Source organism: Mesorhizobium sp. M0830, assembly GCF_040319965.1.
Taxonomy (GTDB): domain Bacteria; phylum Pseudomonadota; class Alphaproteobacteria; order Rhizobiales; family Rhizobiaceae; genus Mesorhizobium.
This window is the reverse complement of sequence record NZ_JAMYOR010000019.1, coordinates 46,170-61,749: the sequence shown is the minus strand read 5'-3', so window position 1 is coordinate 61,749 and position 15,580 is coordinate 46,170. Positions and strand designations below refer to the sequence as shown.

The window sequence follows — 15,580 nt, the reverse complement described above, 5'->3', positions numbered from 1 at the left end:
GGGCATTGGCTGACGCTGTTGAAAATCGCGCCAATCGGCTTAGTTTCCGCAATCCCGATCCCAATCGAGACCCCAATCTTAATCGAGAAATTGCATGCGGCACGACGACAAACTGACGACGATCGGCTTCGACGCCGACGACACACTCTGGCAGAACGAGCAGTTCTTCCGCCTGACGGAGAAGCGCTTTGCCGCCATGCTTGCCGACCACGGCCAAGAGGAACACATCTCCGCACGATTGCTGGAAGCCGAAAGGCGCAACCTTGCCGTCTATGGCTTCGGTATCAAGGGATTTACCCTGTCGATGATCGAAACAGCGATCGAGGTTACACAGGGCCGCGTGCCGGCGGCGGTCATATCGGAGATTCTCGATGCCGGCCGCGAGATGCTCAGCCATCCGATCGAGGTCTTGCCGCATGCGCGCGAGACTGTCGAAAAGCTTGCCGGCGCGTTCCGCCTTGTGCTGATCACCAAGGGCGACCTTTTCGATCAGGAGCGCAAGCTGGCCGGGTCAGGTCTGGGCGAATTGTTCGACGCGATCGAGATCGTCAGCGACAAGAATGCCGCCACCTATGACAGGATCTTCAGCCGGCATGGCGATGGTCCGGCAAAGAGCATGATGGTCGGCAATTCGCTGAAGTCGGACGTGGTGCCGGCCATCGAGGCCGGCGGTTGGGGTGTCCATGTGCCGCATGAACTGACCTGGGTGCTGGAGCATGTCGAGGCTCCGGTGGCCGAATCGAGATTCCGCCAGATATCCGATCTCGGCCAACTGCCCGGACTGGTTGAAAGCATTGTGGACGCGGGCTGATCGCAGTAGTCGGCCATTGTTTTCCGTTTACGGGCGGGGAAACCGCCTACAAACTCGTTCTGCAATCTAGCGGCCAACCAGGCGGTCGATCACCGGCTGCAGTCGTTCGGGCGTGATCGGCTTGGCGACCACGACATCGATGATATCAGACAGGCTCAGGCTCTCCGGCGAGCCATTCTTGGTCGAAAGCAGGATCACCGGTGGCAGCGATTTGCCCGAGGCCCGCCGCAACGCGCCGATGCTGGACATCAGGTCGTCGCAGTCCTTGTTGTCGGCGCCGCCGTCTAGAACGACTGCGCCGGGAATGAGGGACCGCAAGATCCTCGCTGCCGTGTCGGGAGATTCCGAGATTGGCTTGAGCCCGGATCGCTCGACGATCTTCGAAATCACCACGCGATTGATGGGCGATTTGCCGACGACAAGCACCTGCGACGGATCGCGGATCGCCTCGGAGCTTGCGTCGCGTGGCGCCCGATTCAGATGTCTTGGAGTCTCGCCTTCGTGATTCAATGGGCACACAAGTCGGCCAAGAAGCTCGCCCCTATTTCAATGCAGAGTTGAATCTGGGGTGCAATTGGCGTGAGATCGTGGCTTATGTCAAGTTGAAATAAAAGACCCCGAGATCATGCCTGGGAGCAGTGAATTTCAAGCAACTCTACTGTACTGGACTGTCCACCGGGATGTCATGAAAGAAAATTCACCTGCACGGCGACCGCGCAGGTGAAAGGGCGGTTGCACGGATTGCGATCAGCCGTGGCTTTGTTGCGTGACTATCACCGGGATCAGCAGGTCGCCCCAGTTGCCGTCGCCGCCGTGATGACGTGCCGAGCGCACGAGCTCCACCGAGACGCCCGCCTCGACCGCCTTCATCACCGATTGGTTGAGGCGGTGCAGATCATTGGCCAGCATGCGGATCGTCGCTTGCTGGTCGACGCTCATCGTCGTGGACTGTTCCTCGGCGCGTTCCTTGACACGGCTTATCGATGCCATTGGTTTTCTCCTTGTTTGCCAAGCCCAACTGGGCGTTTCCTCTGTGCTTTGCAGCTCGCTATTCCGCTGCCGGTTTGAACTGCGCGTGCTCGGTGGACTCGTGCATGGCGGTGGTCGACGACCGGCCGCCGGTGATCGCCATCGACACGGCATCGAAATAGCCGGTACCGACCTCGCGCTGGTGCTTGGTCGCGGTGTAGCCATTGGCCTCGGCCGCGAACTCCGCTTCCTGCAACTCGGAATAGGCCGCCATCTGCCGTGCCTTGTAGCCGCGAGCCAGTTCGAACATGCCGTAGTTGAGCTGGTGAAAGCCGGCGAGCGTGATGAACTGGAACTTGTAGCCCATGGCGCCGAGTTCCTTCTGGAACCTGGCGATCGTCGCGTCGTCGAGATTCTTCTTCCAGTTGAACGATGGCGAGCAATTGTAGGCGAGCAGCTTGTCGGGGTGGTGCTTGCGCACGCCCTCGGCAAATTTCCTGGCCTGCGCCAGGTCAGGCTTCGAGGTCTCGCACCAGATCAGATCCGCGTAAGGCGCATAGGCGATGGCCCGCGCGATGCAGGGCTCGATGCCGTTCCTGACGTGATAGAAGCCTTCCACCGTGCGCCCAGCGCCGTAGTCGACGAAGGGCTGGTCGCGCTCGTCGATGTCGGAGGTGAGCAGCTTGGCGGCTTCCGCGTCGGTGCGCGCGACGACCAGGGTCGGCGTGCCCATCACGTCCGCAGCCAGGCGCGCTGCGTTGAGATTGCGGATATGCGCCGCGGTCGGGATCAGCACCTTGCCGCCAAGATGGCCGCACTTCTTTTCCGACGCCAGCTGATCCTCATAGTGGACGCCGGCGGCGCCCGCCTCGATGAATGCCTTCATGATCTCGAACGCATTGAGCGGTCCGCCGAATCCAGCTTCCGCGTCGGCGACGATCGGCGCGAACCAGGTCTCGACCGAAAGCCCGTTACCCTCGGACGTCTCGATCTGGTCTGCGCGCTGCAGCGTGCGGTTGATGCGCTTGACCAGCTCGGGCGCCGCATTGGCCGGATAGAGCGACTGGTCCGGATACATCGCAGATGCGGTGTTGGCGTCGGCGGCGACCTGCCAGCCCGACAGATAGATCGCCTTCAGCCCGGCGCGCACCTGCTGCATCGCCTGGTTGCCGGACATGGCGCCGAGCGCATTGACGAAGTCCTCCTCGTGGATGAGCTTCCACAGCCGGTTGGCGCCCATTTCGGCAAGGCTCTGGCGGATCTGCACCGAGCCGCGCAGCCGCTTCACATCTTCCGCGGAATAGGGTCGTTCGATACCGTCGAAGCGACCTTCCGGCGCCGATGGGACGAGGTTGTAAAAATCAGTCATTGGTCACTCCGAAGGATTGCTGCATCCATGTCCGGGCATCGATCATCGAGCGCGGGATGTGACTGAATTTACATTGCGGCGCGAGATGAGCCAGAAGAATCAGGAAAATCGACGCGATATAAGGGAAAACCTGTGTTGCGTTTGACAGGCACGCGCTGTAAATTTGTCATGATTGTAAAGAGCGGTGCGTCGAGATTGCCGCGATCCCTGTGTAAATTCCTGTCAAGGACAGTCGATGGCTGACCAGAAGATATTTGCCGGGCCGCGCATCCGCCGCATCCGAAACGCCAAGGGCCTGACCCAGACGGCGATGGCCGAGGGGCTTGGCATTTCCCCGTCCTATCTCAACCTGATCGAGCGCAACCAGCGGCCGCTGACCGTGCAGCTGATCCTCAAGCTGGCGTCCGTCTACAAGATCGATCCGCATGAGTTGCAGGGCGAGGCAAGGGGGTCTGTCGCCGCCTTGAAGGAGGTGTTCACCGATCCTCTGCTGATCGGCGAGCTGCCGGGCGATCAGGAGTTGATCGAGCTTGCCGAGGCGGCGCCCAACGCGTCCGCGGCGGTGATAAAGCTGTTTCGCGCCTATCGCGAACAGGCCGAGCGCCTGTCCGACCTCAACGAGCTTTTGGCGCGCGAGGGCCGGGCGACCGCAGTTTCCGGTGCCCGCCTGCCGATCGACGAGGTGCACGAGATTTTCGAGCGTCGGCCGAACCATTTCGCAGCCCTCGAGGAGGAGGCCGCGGCGTTCACCTCGGTGCTTGATCCCGGCGACGATCTGTTCGGCGCGCTGAAGGCTTGGCTGAAGCGCGAATACGGCATCGTGGTCAAGGTGCTGCCGGTCGCCACCATGCCGAACTGGCGTCGCCGTTATGACCGCCACTCGCAGCGCCTGTTCCTGTCCGAGCGGCTGTCGCCGTTCGACCAATTACGCGAAGTCGCGATGGAGGCCTGTCTGATCCGCATGACGGTCGCGGTCGCCGGCGAGATCCAGGCGCTCAAGCTGGCCACCGACGAGGCCCGCCGGCTCGCCCGCTTCGAACTTGGCCGTTATTCGGCGCATGCCTTGATGATGCCCTACCAGGCCTTTTACACGGCTGCCGTGCGTGCCCGTTATGATATCGATGTCCTGCGTTCGCGCTTCGGTGTCTCCTTCGAACAGGCGGCGAACCGGTTGACCACGCTGCAGCGGCAGGGTGCCTCGGGTGTGCCGTTTTTTATGCTGGAGGTCGACAATGCCGGCAACCGCTTCCGCAAGGCCGGCAGCCAGGGCTTTCCGCAAAGCCGCTTCGGCGGCGCCTGCCCCAAACTGCCCGTGCATGTCGCTTTCACCCAGCCCGGCCAGATCTTCGTGGAGGCGGTGGAAATGCCCGACGGCGCCGAGTTCCTGTGCATTGCCCGCACGCTGGAAGGACCGCAAGGCGCCTTCTCGGAGCGCCCGCGCCGCACCGCGCTGCTGCTCGGTTGCGACATCGGCTTTCGCGACGACATCGTCTATGGCGCGGCGCTGCCCGGTGCGGCAATCGCCGCAAAGGCAGGCAGCGTCGCGGCGACACCGGTCGGACCCGCCTGCCGGCTTTGCGAGCGCGTCGGCTGCCTGGCGCGCGCCGAGCCGCCGGTGACGCGTCCGCTCGGCCTCGACGAGATGGTAACGGGCCTGAGCGCTTTCGATTTCCAGTAAGTCATGACTGTCGGTCGCAGAACAATACAACGAAATGTGTGTATTTGTGAAAGATGCTGGCTGTCGATCGTGATGTAACAGTTACAATATTGCTCGAGCATTGCCGGCAGGATATCAAAACGCAAGCTGCATATGGGTCGGGGGATCATTGATGGGCAAGACAGTTTTCTGGTTGAGTTTGGCGTTCGCCTTTTCGGTCGGCCCTGCCGCAGCGGAAAAGTCGTCGGCCTTCTTCAAATCTTACCAACAGTACAACGACGCCGGCAAGGCATTCCTGGACAAGATCGATCCGAAAACCGGCGCGATAGACCTCGCCGAGGGCGTGCATCTTGACCTCAAGGACAAGTTCTACTTCCTGAACAAGAAGGACACGGCAGCCGTCCTGACCGAAGCTTGGGGCAATCCGCCCGGCTCCGGTGCCGATGCGCTCGGCATGATCTTTCCCGCGGCAAACGATCCCATTGCCGACAACAATTGGGGGATAGAGTTGCGCTGGGAGAAGATAGGATATGTCGACGATAGCGACGCCAACTCCATCGACTACGACGAATTGCTGCGCAGCATGCAGGCGGACACCTCGTCGGCCAATGACCAGCGAGTAAAGGACGGCTTTCAGCCCGTTACGCTGGTCGGTTGGGCCTCACCGCCTGTCTATGATGCGGTCAACAAGCGGCTTCACTGGGCCAAGGAATTGGAATTTGGCAGCGACGCGGTCCACACGCTCAACTATGACGTCCGCTTTCTCGGCAGGGAAGGCGTTTTTGTCATGAGCTACATCGCCACCGTGAAGCAATTGCCGGAAATAAAACAGAGCCTGGATGAGGTTCTAGACTTGGCGGACTTCGGCGCCGGCAAGACATACGCCGATTTCGTGCCAGGCGTCGATACGGTTGCAGCGGTAGGCGTTGGTGGGCTGATTGCCGGCAAGTTGGCGGCGAAGGCAGGCTTTTTGATCGTGGCTCTGGTTGCGTTGAAGAAGTTCGGTCTGATCCTGCTGGTTCCATTGGCCGGGCTCTGGCGCTTCATCCGCGGCAACAAGAGTACCTCATAGACTCTGTTGCGACGGTCTGGTTCGCCGTCCGGCTGAGACCAAGACGGCTTCTCAGTGCCCCAAACGGCAAATCGAACTGGCTCAGCCCCAGCGCGCATCTTTACGCTACGCGAACAGGCCATCTTTTCGTCGTCCCTTGCGCATCGTCCCGTCCACAAAACCTCGACAGTCGCGCCCATGACCGACACAGCATCATCGCCAAGCGTTGTTTTATCGACCGTCTCGCCGCGCGAGGAACGCGTCGGCATGCTTTTGGTGTTCTTGTCGGCACTGATGTGGAGTTTCGGCGGCACCATCGCCCGCTTCATCACTGTCGGCGAAAGCTGGACGGTTGTTTTCTGGCGCTCTGTCTGGGCAGCGGCTTTCCTGATCTGCTTCATGGTCTGGCGCGACGGCTGGCGCGGCATGTCGAAAATGTTCCGCGACATGGGTCTGCCCGGCCTTGCCGTCGGCGTCTGCTTCGCCACGGCATCGACCGCCTTTGTCGTGGCACTTGCCTACACCACCGTGGCCAATATCCTGTTGATGCAGGCCGGCGTGCCGTTGCTGGCGGCGCTATTCGCCTGGGCGTTGTTTCGTGAAAGGGTTGGTGTCGCGACCTGGCTGGCCATCGCTGCCGTCATCGCCGGCGTCGCCATCATGGTGTCGGAATCGCTCGATGGCGCCGTCTCGCCGATAGGTGACGGGCTGGCGCTATTGATCGCGGTGATGTTCTCGATCGCAACCGTCATTACCCGGCGGTTTGCCGGTGTCCGCATGACGCCGGCAACCTGCCTTGGCACCATGCTTGCGGCAGGCTTTGCCGCATCGCAGACCTCGACATTCGCTGTGTCGACCAGTGACATGGCTTTTCTCTTTGTCTTCGGCGTGGTCAATCTGGGCCTCGGCCTCGCCTTCTTCGCCACCGGCGCTCGGCTGATACCCGCGGCAATAGCAGCACTGCTCGGCACGTTCGAGCCGATCCTGGGGCCCATATGGGTCTGGCTCGTCCATTCCGAGGTGCCGTCGGGGCGCACCATTGTCGGTGGCGCGGTGGTTGTCACGGCGCTGCTCGTCCATATCGGGCTCGAATTCAAGCGCCAGACGCGGCCCGAACGTGCAGGGGTCACCGGAGTTCCATCGCCTAATTGACGTAGCGCGCAGCTTTGCCATTGACAATGCCGCTGCCGCGCGGGCAGGCTGAGATTACGGCAACAACAAGACAGGCTTATCTTGCCAAGTCTCCCTGCCGGTCAGATCGAGACCGGACCACATCGTCGTATCTCTGCCTGCGCCACGGCGAAAGCCTATGACGGCATTTGCACGCCACACGAGTCCCAGCAACGACGCAATGCCTGCCTTTCATCGAACTGCCTGCATAGCGCTGGCAGTTCACGCTTGTCGCCTTTTGGAAAGCTCAATAGCCTGAAACAAATGCCCGGCCGCGCTGGAACCGCGACGAGCCGGCGAAGGAACACTCATCAAAGGAGAATAGCATGATCCGCAAAGCGCTCTGGCTTTCGGCAACTTCGGTATTTCTGACGCTTTTCACCGTCGGCGGTCATGCCGAGGATCGCGTCCTCAATGTCTTCAACTGGTCGGATTATATCGACAGTTCGATTATCGACGATTTCACCAAGGAGACGGGCATCAAGGTCGTCTACGACACGTTCGATTCCAACGAAATCCTGGAAACCAAGCTGCTTGCCGGCGGCAGCGGCTATGACGTCGTCGTACCCAGCGGCAATTTTCTTGCGCGCCAAATCCAGGCCGGTGTGTTCCAGAAGCTCGACAAGTCGAAGCTGCCGAACATTTCCAACATGTGGGACACGGTTGCAGAGCGCACTGCCAAATACGACCCCGGCAACGAATACTCGGTCAACTACATGTGGGGCACGGTTGGCATCGGTTACAACATCAAGAAGGTGCAAGCAGCACTCGGCACCGACAAGATCGACAGCTGGGATGTTTTCTTCAATCCGGACAGCCTGGCCAAATTGAAGGACTGCGGCGTCTACGTATTGGACTCTCCGGCCGACATCATTCCGGCGGCGTTGAAATATCTCGGCCTCGACCCGAACAGCACGTCATCAGATGATATCGCCAAGGCCGAGGAGGCTTTGCTCAAGGTCCGGCCCTATATCAGGAAGTTCCACTCCTCCGAATACATCAACGCGCTCGCCAACGGCGATATCTGCCTGGCGGTCGGCTGGTCGGGCGACGTGTTCCAGGCCCGCAACCGCGCGGTCGAGGCCAAGCAAGGCGTCGAGATCGGCTATTCCGTGCCAAAGGAGGGCGCTCAGATGTGGTTCGACCAGATGGCTATCCCCGCCGATGCGCCGCATGTCGCGGAGGCGCTCGAGTTCATCAACTACATGATGAAGCCGGAAGTTATCGCCAAGTCGTCCAACTATGTGCTCTACGCGAATGGCAACAAGGCTTCGCAGCAATTTGTCGACAAGGCGCTGTTGGATGATCCTTCGGTTTATCCGGATGCCGAGACGATAAAGAAGCTCTACACCGTCTCGCCTTACGATCCCAAGACCCAGCGCGTCATCACGCGTACCTGGACCAAGATCGTCACTGGCCAGTAAGCAATCTGAGATGGTCCCGGCAGCCACCTGCCGGGACCATTCTTTTCTGGGGCAAGAAGCAAGAATCAGGACGGAGTGGGACATGAAATCGCTTGGCAGCATCCGCAGGGATTTTACGCCGTGGAACGACCCGAACGCCAAGCCTTACATCCAGTTCGATAACGTCACCAAGAAGTTCGGCGACTTCACCGCCGTCAACAATCTGTCGCTGACCATCTTCGAGCGCGAGTTCTTCGCGCTGCTAGGCGCCTCGGGCTGCGGAAAGTCGACGCTGCTCAGGATGCTCGCCGGTTTCGAGGAGCCGACGGCCGGTCGTATCCTGCTCGACGGCCAGGATCTGCGCGGCATCCCGCCCTATCGCCGGCCGGTCAACATGATGTTCCAGTCCTACGCGCTGTTCCCGCATATGACTGTCGAGAACAACATCGCGTTCGGCCTCAAGCAGGATGGCATGCCGAAGCCCGAAATCGCGGCCCGCGTCGCCGAAATGCTGCGGTTGGTCAAGCTCGAACAGTTCGCCAAGCGCAAGCCGCACCAACTATCCGGTGGCCAGCGCCAGCGCGTTGCGCTCGCCCGCTCTGTCGCCAAGCGGCCGAAGGTGCTTTTGCTCGACGAGCCGCTCGGCGCATTGGACAAGAAACTGCGCGAGGAAACGCAGTTCGAACTGATGGACCTGCAGCAGAACCTCGGTCTGACCTTCGTCGTCGTCACCCACGACCAGGAAGAGGCGATGACGATGGCCGATCGCATCGCCATCATCGACAAGGGCGAGGTGATGCAGGTGGCAACGCCGGCCGAAGTCTACGAGGCGCCGGGGTCGCGCTTCGTCGCCGGCTTCGTCGGCAATGTGAACATGTTCGAGGGCAAGATCGCGCGTGGCGAGGCTGGCGCTGCCAGCATCGATGCCGGTAATGGCATCACCATCCGCACCGACAATGCCGGCACCGCCAGCGCCGGAACGGCCGTCACCTTCGCCATCAGGCCGGAAAAGATCAAGGTGTCGTCGAAGAAGCCGGCCGAGGCCATCAACGCCATCGAGGGCGAGGTCTACGACATCGCCTATCTCGGCGACATGACCGTCTATCACGTCAGGCTGGACGACGGACAGGTCGTGCGCGCGAGCACCATGAACGCGGCTCGCATCACCGAGGATCCGTTGAGCTGGAACGACCGCGCCTGGGTTTCCTTCCGGCCTGACGCCGGCGTCGTGCTGACACGGTAGGAGCGACCATGTCGAGCGCCGCCGTCACCACCGCATCAGCCTCTCCGGCAACCAGTACCGGCAAATCCGTCCACGCCAGGTTGGGCGCTGCATTCTCTGGCCGCCTGGTCATCATCATCCCCTATGTCTGGCTGCTGTTTTTCTTCCTCATTCCGTTCGTCATCGTTTTCAAGATTTCGCTATCGCAGACGGCGATCGCCATTCCGCCCTATACGCCGGCGCTCGATATCAGCGGCGGCTTTTCCGGATTTCTTGCTCAGCTGAAACAACTCAACCTCGACAATTACACCTGGCTGACGCAGGACGCGCTCTACTTCAATGCCTATGTGACCAGCGTCATCATCGCCGCGATCTCGACGGTTCTGACATTGCTCGTCGGCTATCCGATCGCGTACGGCATGGCGCGCGCGCCAGCGACGATCCGTCCAACCTTGCTGATGCTGGTGATCCTGCCGTTCTGGACATCGTTTCTGATCCGCGTCTACGCCTGGATCGGCATTCTCAAGCCCGAGGGACTGCTCAATCAGCTGCTGCTCGCCACCGGCGTCATCCACCAGCCGCTGATCATCCTCAACACATATACGGCGATCTTCATCGGCATCGTCTATTCCTACCTGCCGTTCATGGTGCTGCCGCTCTATTCCGCTCTGGAAAAGATGGATTATTCGCTGATCGAGGCGGCAAAGGATCTCGGCTGTCCGCCGACCAGCGCGTTCTGGAAGATCACCTTTCCGCTGTCGCTGCCGGGCGTCATCGCCGGCTGCCTGCTGGTGTTCATTCCGGCCGTCGGCGAGTTCGTCATTCCCGACCTGCTCGGCGGCTCGCAGACACTGATGATCGGCAAGACCTTGTGGAATGAATTTTTCGGCAACCGCGACTGGCCGCTATCATCGGCCGTGGCCGTCATCCTGCTGCTGCTGCTGATTGTGCCGATCATGCTCTTCCAGCGAGCGCAGGCGCGCGCTCAGGAAATGGACCGGTGACATCATGAACACCACCTGGAGCCGCTTCAACATCACCTCGGTCGTCCTCGGCTTTGCCTTTCTCTATTTGCCGATCGTCCTGCTCATCGTCTTCTCCTTCAACGAGTCCAAGCTGGTCACCGTCTGGGGCGGCTTCTCGACCAAATGGTACGTCTCGCTGTTCCACAACCAGGGCCTCATGGACGCGACCTGGGTGACAGCGCGCGTCGGCCTGATCTCGGCCACTGTGGCGACCGTGCTCGGCACGCTGGCGGCACTCGCCTTGACCCGTTACACGCGCTTCAAGGGCAGGGTGCTGTTCTCAGGCATGGTCTTCGCGCCATTGGTCATGCCGGAAGTCATCACCGGCCTGTCTCTGCTGCTGCTCTTCGTCGCCGTCGGTCTCAATCGCGGCATTCTGACCGTCACGCTGGCTCACATCACCTTGACCATGTGCTTCGTCGCCGTCGTCGTGCAGTCGCGCCTGATCACCTTCGATCGCTCGCTGGAAGAGGCCGCGATGGATCTGGGCGCGACGCCGGTGAAGACCTTCTTCCAGATCACGCTGCCGGTCATCATGCCGGCGATCGTCTCCGGCTGGATGCTGGCCTTTACGCTTTCGCTCGACGATCTGGTCATCGCCAGTTTTACCTCGGGGCCGGGCGCCACGACGCTGCCAATGAAGATCTACAGCCAGGTTCGCCTCGGCGTGACACCGGAGATCAACGCCGCCTGCACCATACTGATCGCCGTCGTGGCGATCGGCGTCATCATCGCTTCGCTTGCCAACAAGCGGCGGGAGGTGCAGCGCCAGCTCGACGAGCAGGCCGCACAGCGCGGGTGAAGGCGGAAAGCGCGGTTTCTATTCTCCCGAAACGCCGCGGCTGATCGGGGAAATGAACGGTGTGCTCCAGGTCCCGCCGACGAAGAACGATGACTGGTTGGAACCTTGCTGGCCATTAGTCTGCGTTGCAGCCTGGTCCGGCTGGATGACACCGCCGGACAGGGCCAGCCCGCGTCCCGCGTAGGACGCGATCCCGGACAGCCAGATCTTGTATTTCGCCGAATTGGCTTCGGCTTTGTCGATCCGTGCCACGCCCTTCGAAATGCTGGCCTTGATCTCGGCGCCGTCGATCGGCAGCGTTCCATCGGAGACGTCATCGAGCGCGAAAAAGCCGCCTTGTTCGGTATGCTTGAGGAACGCCGGCAGGTTGAGCTTGCTCAACGCACCTGGTCCGAAGGTCGCCGAAACCGAGCCGTCGGCATTGTCGAAAATGGAGTTCCAGGTTCTGCCCGGCCCCTTGAGGATGACCGAAACGGTCCCCGTGCCAACCGGCACCAGCCGGGTCATCCCCGCGGCCGTGGCGAAGGCGCCGCCGTCGATATCGGATGCCAGCAGCCGGATTTCGACCTGTGAGCCTTCCGGCTTGCGGTCGAAGCGAAGGCTGGTCTGGATGTTGCCGCCGAAGGCCGAAGCATCGGAGATATCGAAGACCGACAGACCATCCTTGACCTGGGCGGTGGCGGCGACGTCGGCGAGCTGGATAGGCCCGGCGGTGGCGTGTGCCGCGGACAGCCTGAGATCGAGGTTGATCTTGTCGGCGAAACTTGTGTCGACTTCGCTAGGCCCAACCGCGCCGGTGGGCGCCAGCGGCGTGAAGGCCGACAGGAACGATCTGAGGTCGAGCGTGTCGAAGGCGAGCGTGCCCGAGATCACCGGCTGAGCTTCGCCAAGTGACAGGTCCAGCGCTCCCATTCCCGGATTGTTGTCCAGCGCAATGGCGGTATTTTCGAATTTGACGCGCCCGGCCGTTGCCGTGACCTTGCTCGAAATGCTGACCGAGCCGATCGCAGCGCCCGGCGCGATGCCGGCCTGCAACCATTCCAGCACGCGGCGTAGCGAGGGCGCCGAAAACTTCGCCTGACCGTCGAAATAGCTGTTTTCGGACATGCTGGCCGTGCCGTCGAAAGAGAAGGTGGCGGGGGGGGCCTTGAACGACAGGGAAAGCGGCGCCAAGCCGCCTGCAAAAAGCACCAGCGGCTTCTCCGAGGCGGCGTCCACGGCCACACTTTCGCCGCGCCAGATCCCGGTCGCCGACAGCGTTGCATTGCTGTTCATCGCCGCCCAGGTCGCCTGTCCGCTCAGGCTGCTCAGAATCTCGACGTCCTTACCGTTGACCGAAGCCACCATGCGGCCGTCGCGAAACTCAACCGTGCCGAAAGTGTCGGTCGGCAGCTTGTCGAGATTCGGCTTTGCGGGGTCGGCATTGACGACGCCGCGGGCCGTGTCGATGGAACGCGTGATGCGCCCACCGGTTGGGACGGCGGGCAGGAAAAGGCCAGTTGGCGTGCGCTGAACCCGGATCGTCGGCCGCACCAGCCGTGCTGTCGAAAACACCACGTCGCCGCGCAAGGCCGCCATGGCGGAAAGGTCGACCTCGACCCGTTCCGCCTCGACGACCGGCGGCGTCTCGGTGTCGGTCCATTGCGAAAGCGTCACATCGGTCAGGATCGCCCGGAAGGTCGGCCAGACCTCTATCCGCGGCGAGCCTTCGATGGCGACCCGGAAGCCGCTCCACGCACTCATTTCCCAGGCGATGCGGTCGCGCACGATACGGGTGGAGGCGATCAGCGGCAGGGTGGCAACCACCAGCGCGATGACGATCACGGCAGCGCCGATCGCCCATATTCCGCGCCGGATCAAAGATGATGGCATATCGCCCCGTATGCTTCTGTAACCCCAGTCGTCACCACGACTTCCTGGTCGTCACTACGACCCCAGTCGTCACTACGACCTAGGGCTGAGGCATTTCAAGTCTTTATGGCCCGGCGATGGCATTTGCACACATCTAGCCGCATCAATCGAACAAAATCTTGCTCTGCTGCGCTGCGATATGCATAAGCGATGGCGACCGTGGAGGAACGATCATGGCTGCCGAAGCACCGCTCTGGACCCCGACGCAAGAGCAAGTCGATGCGGCACCCTTGACCGCTTTCACCAAGGCAGCCGCACTGAGGGCCGGTGTAGCGTTTTCTTCGTATCCGCAGCTTCACGCGTGGTCGGTTGAGGATCGCGAAGGGTTCTGGAGCCTGGTCTGGGATTTCTGCGGCATCGTCGGCGACAAGGGGACCAATGCGGGCGATGCCATCCTTGTCGATGGCGACAAGATGCCGGGCGCCTCCTTCTTTCCCGACTCGTCGCTGAATTTCGCCGAGAACCTGCTGAAGCAGACCGGCGCGGGCGAGGCCATCGTGTTTCGCGGCGAGGACAAGGTCGAGCGCCGTCTGTCCTGGAACGAATTGCATGCGCTGATTTCACGGCTGCAGCAGCTTTTCCTGTCGCTCAAGGTGAAGAAGGGCGATCGCATTGCCGCGATGATGCCCAACATGCCCGAGGCCGTCGCCGCCATGCTTGCCGCCGCCTCTATCGGCGCCGTCTGGTCGTCCTGCTCACCCGATTTCGGCGAGCAGGGCGTGCTCGATCGCTTCGGCCAGATCGAGCCAGTCATCTTCATCGCGCCGGATGGCTATTGGTACAATGGCAAGGCGATCGAGGTCGCCGACAAGATCGCTGCGGTCGCGGCCAAGCTCTCGAGCGTCCGCAAGGTCCTGGTCGTCGATTATCTCGGCACATCGAGCGACGTCGCTGGGACCATCGATAAGGCCGTGGCGCTGGAAGTGGCGCTGTCGCCCTTCGCCGGCAAACGCGTTAGCTTCGAGCAGCTGCCGTTTTCGCATCCGCTTTACATCCTGTTCTCATCAGGAACGACCGGCATTCCCAAATGTATCGTCCATTCGGCCGGCGGCACGCTGATCCAGCATGTCAAGGAACACCGGCTGCACGCAGGGCTGATCGAGGGCGACCGCTTCTTCTACTTCACCACCTGCGGCTGGATGATGTGGAACTGGCTCGTGTCGGGGCTCGCTTCGGGTGCCACGCTGCTGCTCTATGATGGCTCGCCCTTCTACCCTGACGGCAATGCGCTGTTCGACTTTGCCGATGCCGAGAAGATGACCTTCTTCGGCACGTCGGCCAAGTTCATCGATTCCGTCCGCAAGGCCGGACTGAAGCCGATCCGCAGCCATGATCTGTCTGATGTGCGTGCGATTTCCTCCACCGGGTCGCCGCTGTCGCCGGAAGATTTCCGCTTCGTTTACGACGGCATCAAAAAGGACGTCCATCTGGCCTCGGTCTCCGGCGGCACCGACATCGTCTCCTGCTTCGTGCTCGGCGTGCCGACGCAGCCTGTCTGGACCGGCGAGATCCAGGGTCCCGGCCTCGGCCTTGCCGTCGATGTCTGGGACGACGACGGCAAGCCGGTCAGGCAGGAGAAGGGCGAACTGGTCTGCACCAAGGCCTTTCCGTCGATGCCGATCGGCTTCTGGAACGACCCCGGGGGCAAGAAATACCACGCGGCCTATTTCGAGCGCTTCGACAATGTCTGGTGTCATGGCGATTTCGCCGAATGGACCGCCCATGGCGGCCTGATCATCCACGGCCGTTCCGACGCCACGCTCAACCCGGGCGGCGTGAGAATTGGCACGGCGGAGATCTACAACCAAGTCGAGCAGATGCCGGAAATCCTGGAGGCGCTGTGCATCGGCCAGGATTTCGACAATGACGTGCGCGTCGTGCTGTTCGTGCGCCTGGCCGCTGGCGTGCAACTCGATGAGGAACTCGAGAAACGCATACGGGCAAAAATCCGCAGCGGGGCGAGCCCGCGTCACGTGCCGGCCAGGATCGTCGCCGTCACCGACATCCCGCGCACCAAATCGGGCAAGATCACCGAGCTTGCGGTGCGCGACGTGGTGCATGGCCGCGCCATCAAGAACAAGGAGGCGCTCGCCAACCCAGAGGCGCTTGAGCTGTTCAAGAACCTGCCGCAACTGGCCGAGTGAACCGCCAATGCATGTCGCACAAATTGGCTCGGGCTTTGAGCCAACG

Annotated in this window: 13 protein-coding genes; 9 read left to right on the top strand and 4 right to left on the bottom strand. The window is 61.5% G+C overall.

Translation table 11 applies throughout. The features are described 5' to 3' along the window. Positions 1-94: 94 nt before the first annotated feature. On the top strand, positions 95-811 hold the full coding sequence (locus NKI20_RS14120) for an HAD family hydrolase (RefSeq protein WP_352831337.1): 717 nt from the start codon (positions 95-97) through the stop codon (positions 809-811). 66 nt (positions 812-877) lie between these two features. Here the strand turns inward: NKI20_RS14120 and NKI20_RS14115 are convergent, their stop codons facing one another. The 3 genes from NKI20_RS14115 to aceA all read right to left on the bottom strand — a co-directional run bounded on the left by NKI20_RS14115 (position 878) and on the right by aceA (position 3,149). Beyond that, positions 878-1,330, bottom strand: coding sequence for an ANTAR domain-containing protein (locus NKI20_RS14115; protein ID WP_023758368.1), 453 nt, complete (start codon positions 1,328-1,330; stop codon positions 878-880). Positions 1,331-1,558: 228 nt separating this feature from the next. After that, positions 1,559-1,801, bottom strand: a complete 243-nt coding sequence (locus tag NKI20_RS14110) for an SMc00767 family acetate metabolism repressor (protein WP_006202762.1) — start codon at positions 1,799-1,801, stop codon at positions 1,559-1,561. A gap of 58 nt (positions 1,802-1,859) precedes the next feature. Continuing rightward, the gene (gene aceA / locus NKI20_RS14105; RefSeq protein WP_352831335.1) at positions 1,860-3,149 is read right to left on the bottom strand and encodes an isocitrate lyase; all 1,290 of its coding nucleotides are present in this window, start codon (positions 3,147-3,149) and stop codon (positions 1,860-1,862) included. 235 nt (positions 3,150-3,384) lie between these two features. On the opposite strand from aceA, the gene NKI20_RS14100 reads away from it, so the two are divergent. The 7 genes from NKI20_RS14100 (at position 3,385) to NKI20_RS14070 (ending at position 11,479) form a co-directional block, all read left to right on the top strand. Beyond that, on the top strand, positions 3,385-4,827 hold the full coding sequence (locus NKI20_RS14100; protein WP_352831334.1) for a helix-turn-helix domain-containing protein: 1,443 nt from the start codon (positions 3,385-3,387) through the stop codon (positions 4,825-4,827). Positions 4,828-4,978: 151 nt separating this feature from the next. Further along, entirely contained in the window at positions 4,979-5,878 is a 900-nt protein-coding gene (locus NKI20_RS14095; RefSeq protein WP_023758365.1) for a DUF2167 domain-containing protein, read from the top strand. Between the two features lie 177 nt (positions 5,879-6,055). Further along, on the top strand, positions 6,056-7,009 hold the full coding sequence (locus NKI20_RS14090; protein ID WP_352831332.1) for a DMT family transporter: 954 nt from the start codon (positions 6,056-6,058) through the stop codon (positions 7,007-7,009). A gap of 344 nt (positions 7,010-7,353) precedes the next feature. Continuing rightward, complete coding sequence (locus tag NKI20_RS14085; protein ID WP_352831330.1) at positions 7,354-8,451, top strand: polyamine ABC transporter substrate-binding protein; 1,098 nt, start codon at positions 7,354-7,356, stop codon at positions 8,449-8,451. Between the two features lie 82 nt (positions 8,452-8,533). Then, positions 8,534-9,673 carry an ABC transporter ATP-binding protein gene (locus tag NKI20_RS14080; RefSeq protein ID WP_352831328.1) on the top strand — a complete coding sequence of 380 codons (1,140 nt, stop codon included), beginning with the start codon at positions 8,534-8,536 and terminating at the stop codon, positions 9,671-9,673. An 8-nt stretch (positions 9,674-9,681) separates the two neighbouring features. After that, entirely contained in the window at positions 9,682-10,656 is a 975-nt protein-coding gene (locus NKI20_RS14075; protein WP_023758361.1) for an ABC transporter permease subunit, read from the top strand. 4 nt (positions 10,657-10,660) lie between these two features. Beyond that, entirely contained in the window at positions 10,661-11,479 is an 819-nt protein-coding gene (locus NKI20_RS14070) for an ABC transporter permease (RefSeq protein ID WP_023758360.1), read from the top strand. 18 nt (positions 11,480-11,497) lie between these two features. Here the strand turns inward: NKI20_RS14070 and NKI20_RS14065 are convergent, their stop codons facing one another. Further along, positions 11,498-13,351, bottom strand: a complete 1,854-nt coding sequence (locus tag NKI20_RS14065) for an AsmA family protein (protein WP_352831326.1) — start codon at positions 13,349-13,351, stop codon at positions 11,498-11,500. Between the two features lie 212 nt (positions 13,352-13,563). Between NKI20_RS14065 and NKI20_RS14060 the strand changes: the two genes are divergently transcribed. Beyond that, positions 13,564-15,534 carry an acetoacetate--CoA ligase gene (locus tag NKI20_RS14060; protein ID WP_352602387.1) on the top strand — a complete coding sequence of 657 codons (1,971 nt, stop codon included), beginning with the start codon at positions 13,564-13,566 and terminating at the stop codon, positions 15,532-15,534. Positions 15,535-15,580: the final 46 nt, after the last annotated feature.

Coding starts and splice junctions, on each gene's coding strand:
- NKI20_RS14120 (WP_352831337.1), top strand. CDS start 95: ATGCGGCACGACGACAAACTGACGACGATCGGCTTCGACGCCGACGAC.
- NKI20_RS14110 (WP_006202762.1), bottom strand. CDS start 1,801: ATGGCATCGATAAGCCGTGTCAAGGAACGCGCCGAGGAACAGTCCACG.
- aceA (WP_352831335.1), bottom strand. CDS start 3,149: ATGACTGATTTTTACAACCTCGTCCCATCGGCGCCGGAAGGTCGCTTC.
- NKI20_RS14100 (WP_352831334.1), top strand. CDS start 3,385: ATGGCTGACCAGAAGATATTTGCCGGGCCGCGCATCCGCCGCATCCGA.
- NKI20_RS14095 (WP_023758365.1), top strand. CDS start 4,979: ATGGGCAAGACAGTTTTCTGGTTGAGTTTGGCGTTCGCCTTTTCGGTC.
- NKI20_RS14090 (WP_352831332.1), top strand. CDS start 6,056: ATGACCGACACAGCATCATCGCCAAGCGTTGTTTTATCGACCGTCTCG.
- NKI20_RS14085 (WP_352831330.1), top strand. CDS start 7,354: ATGATCCGCAAAGCGCTCTGGCTTTCGGCAACTTCGGTATTTCTGACG.
- NKI20_RS14080 (WP_352831328.1), top strand. CDS start 8,534: ATGAAATCGCTTGGCAGCATCCGCAGGGATTTTACGCCGTGGAACGAC.
- NKI20_RS14075 (WP_023758361.1), top strand. CDS start 9,682: ATGTCGAGCGCCGCCGTCACCACCGCATCAGCCTCTCCGGCAACCAGT.
- NKI20_RS14070 (WP_023758360.1), top strand. CDS start 10,661: ATGAACACCACCTGGAGCCGCTTCAACATCACCTCGGTCGTCCTCGGC.
- NKI20_RS14065 (WP_352831326.1), bottom strand. CDS start 13,351: ATGCCATCATCTTTGATCCGGCGCGGAATATGGGCGATCGGCGCTGCC.
- NKI20_RS14060 (WP_352602387.1), top strand. CDS start 13,564: ATGGCTGCCGAAGCACCGCTCTGGACCCCGACGCAAGAGCAAGTCGAT.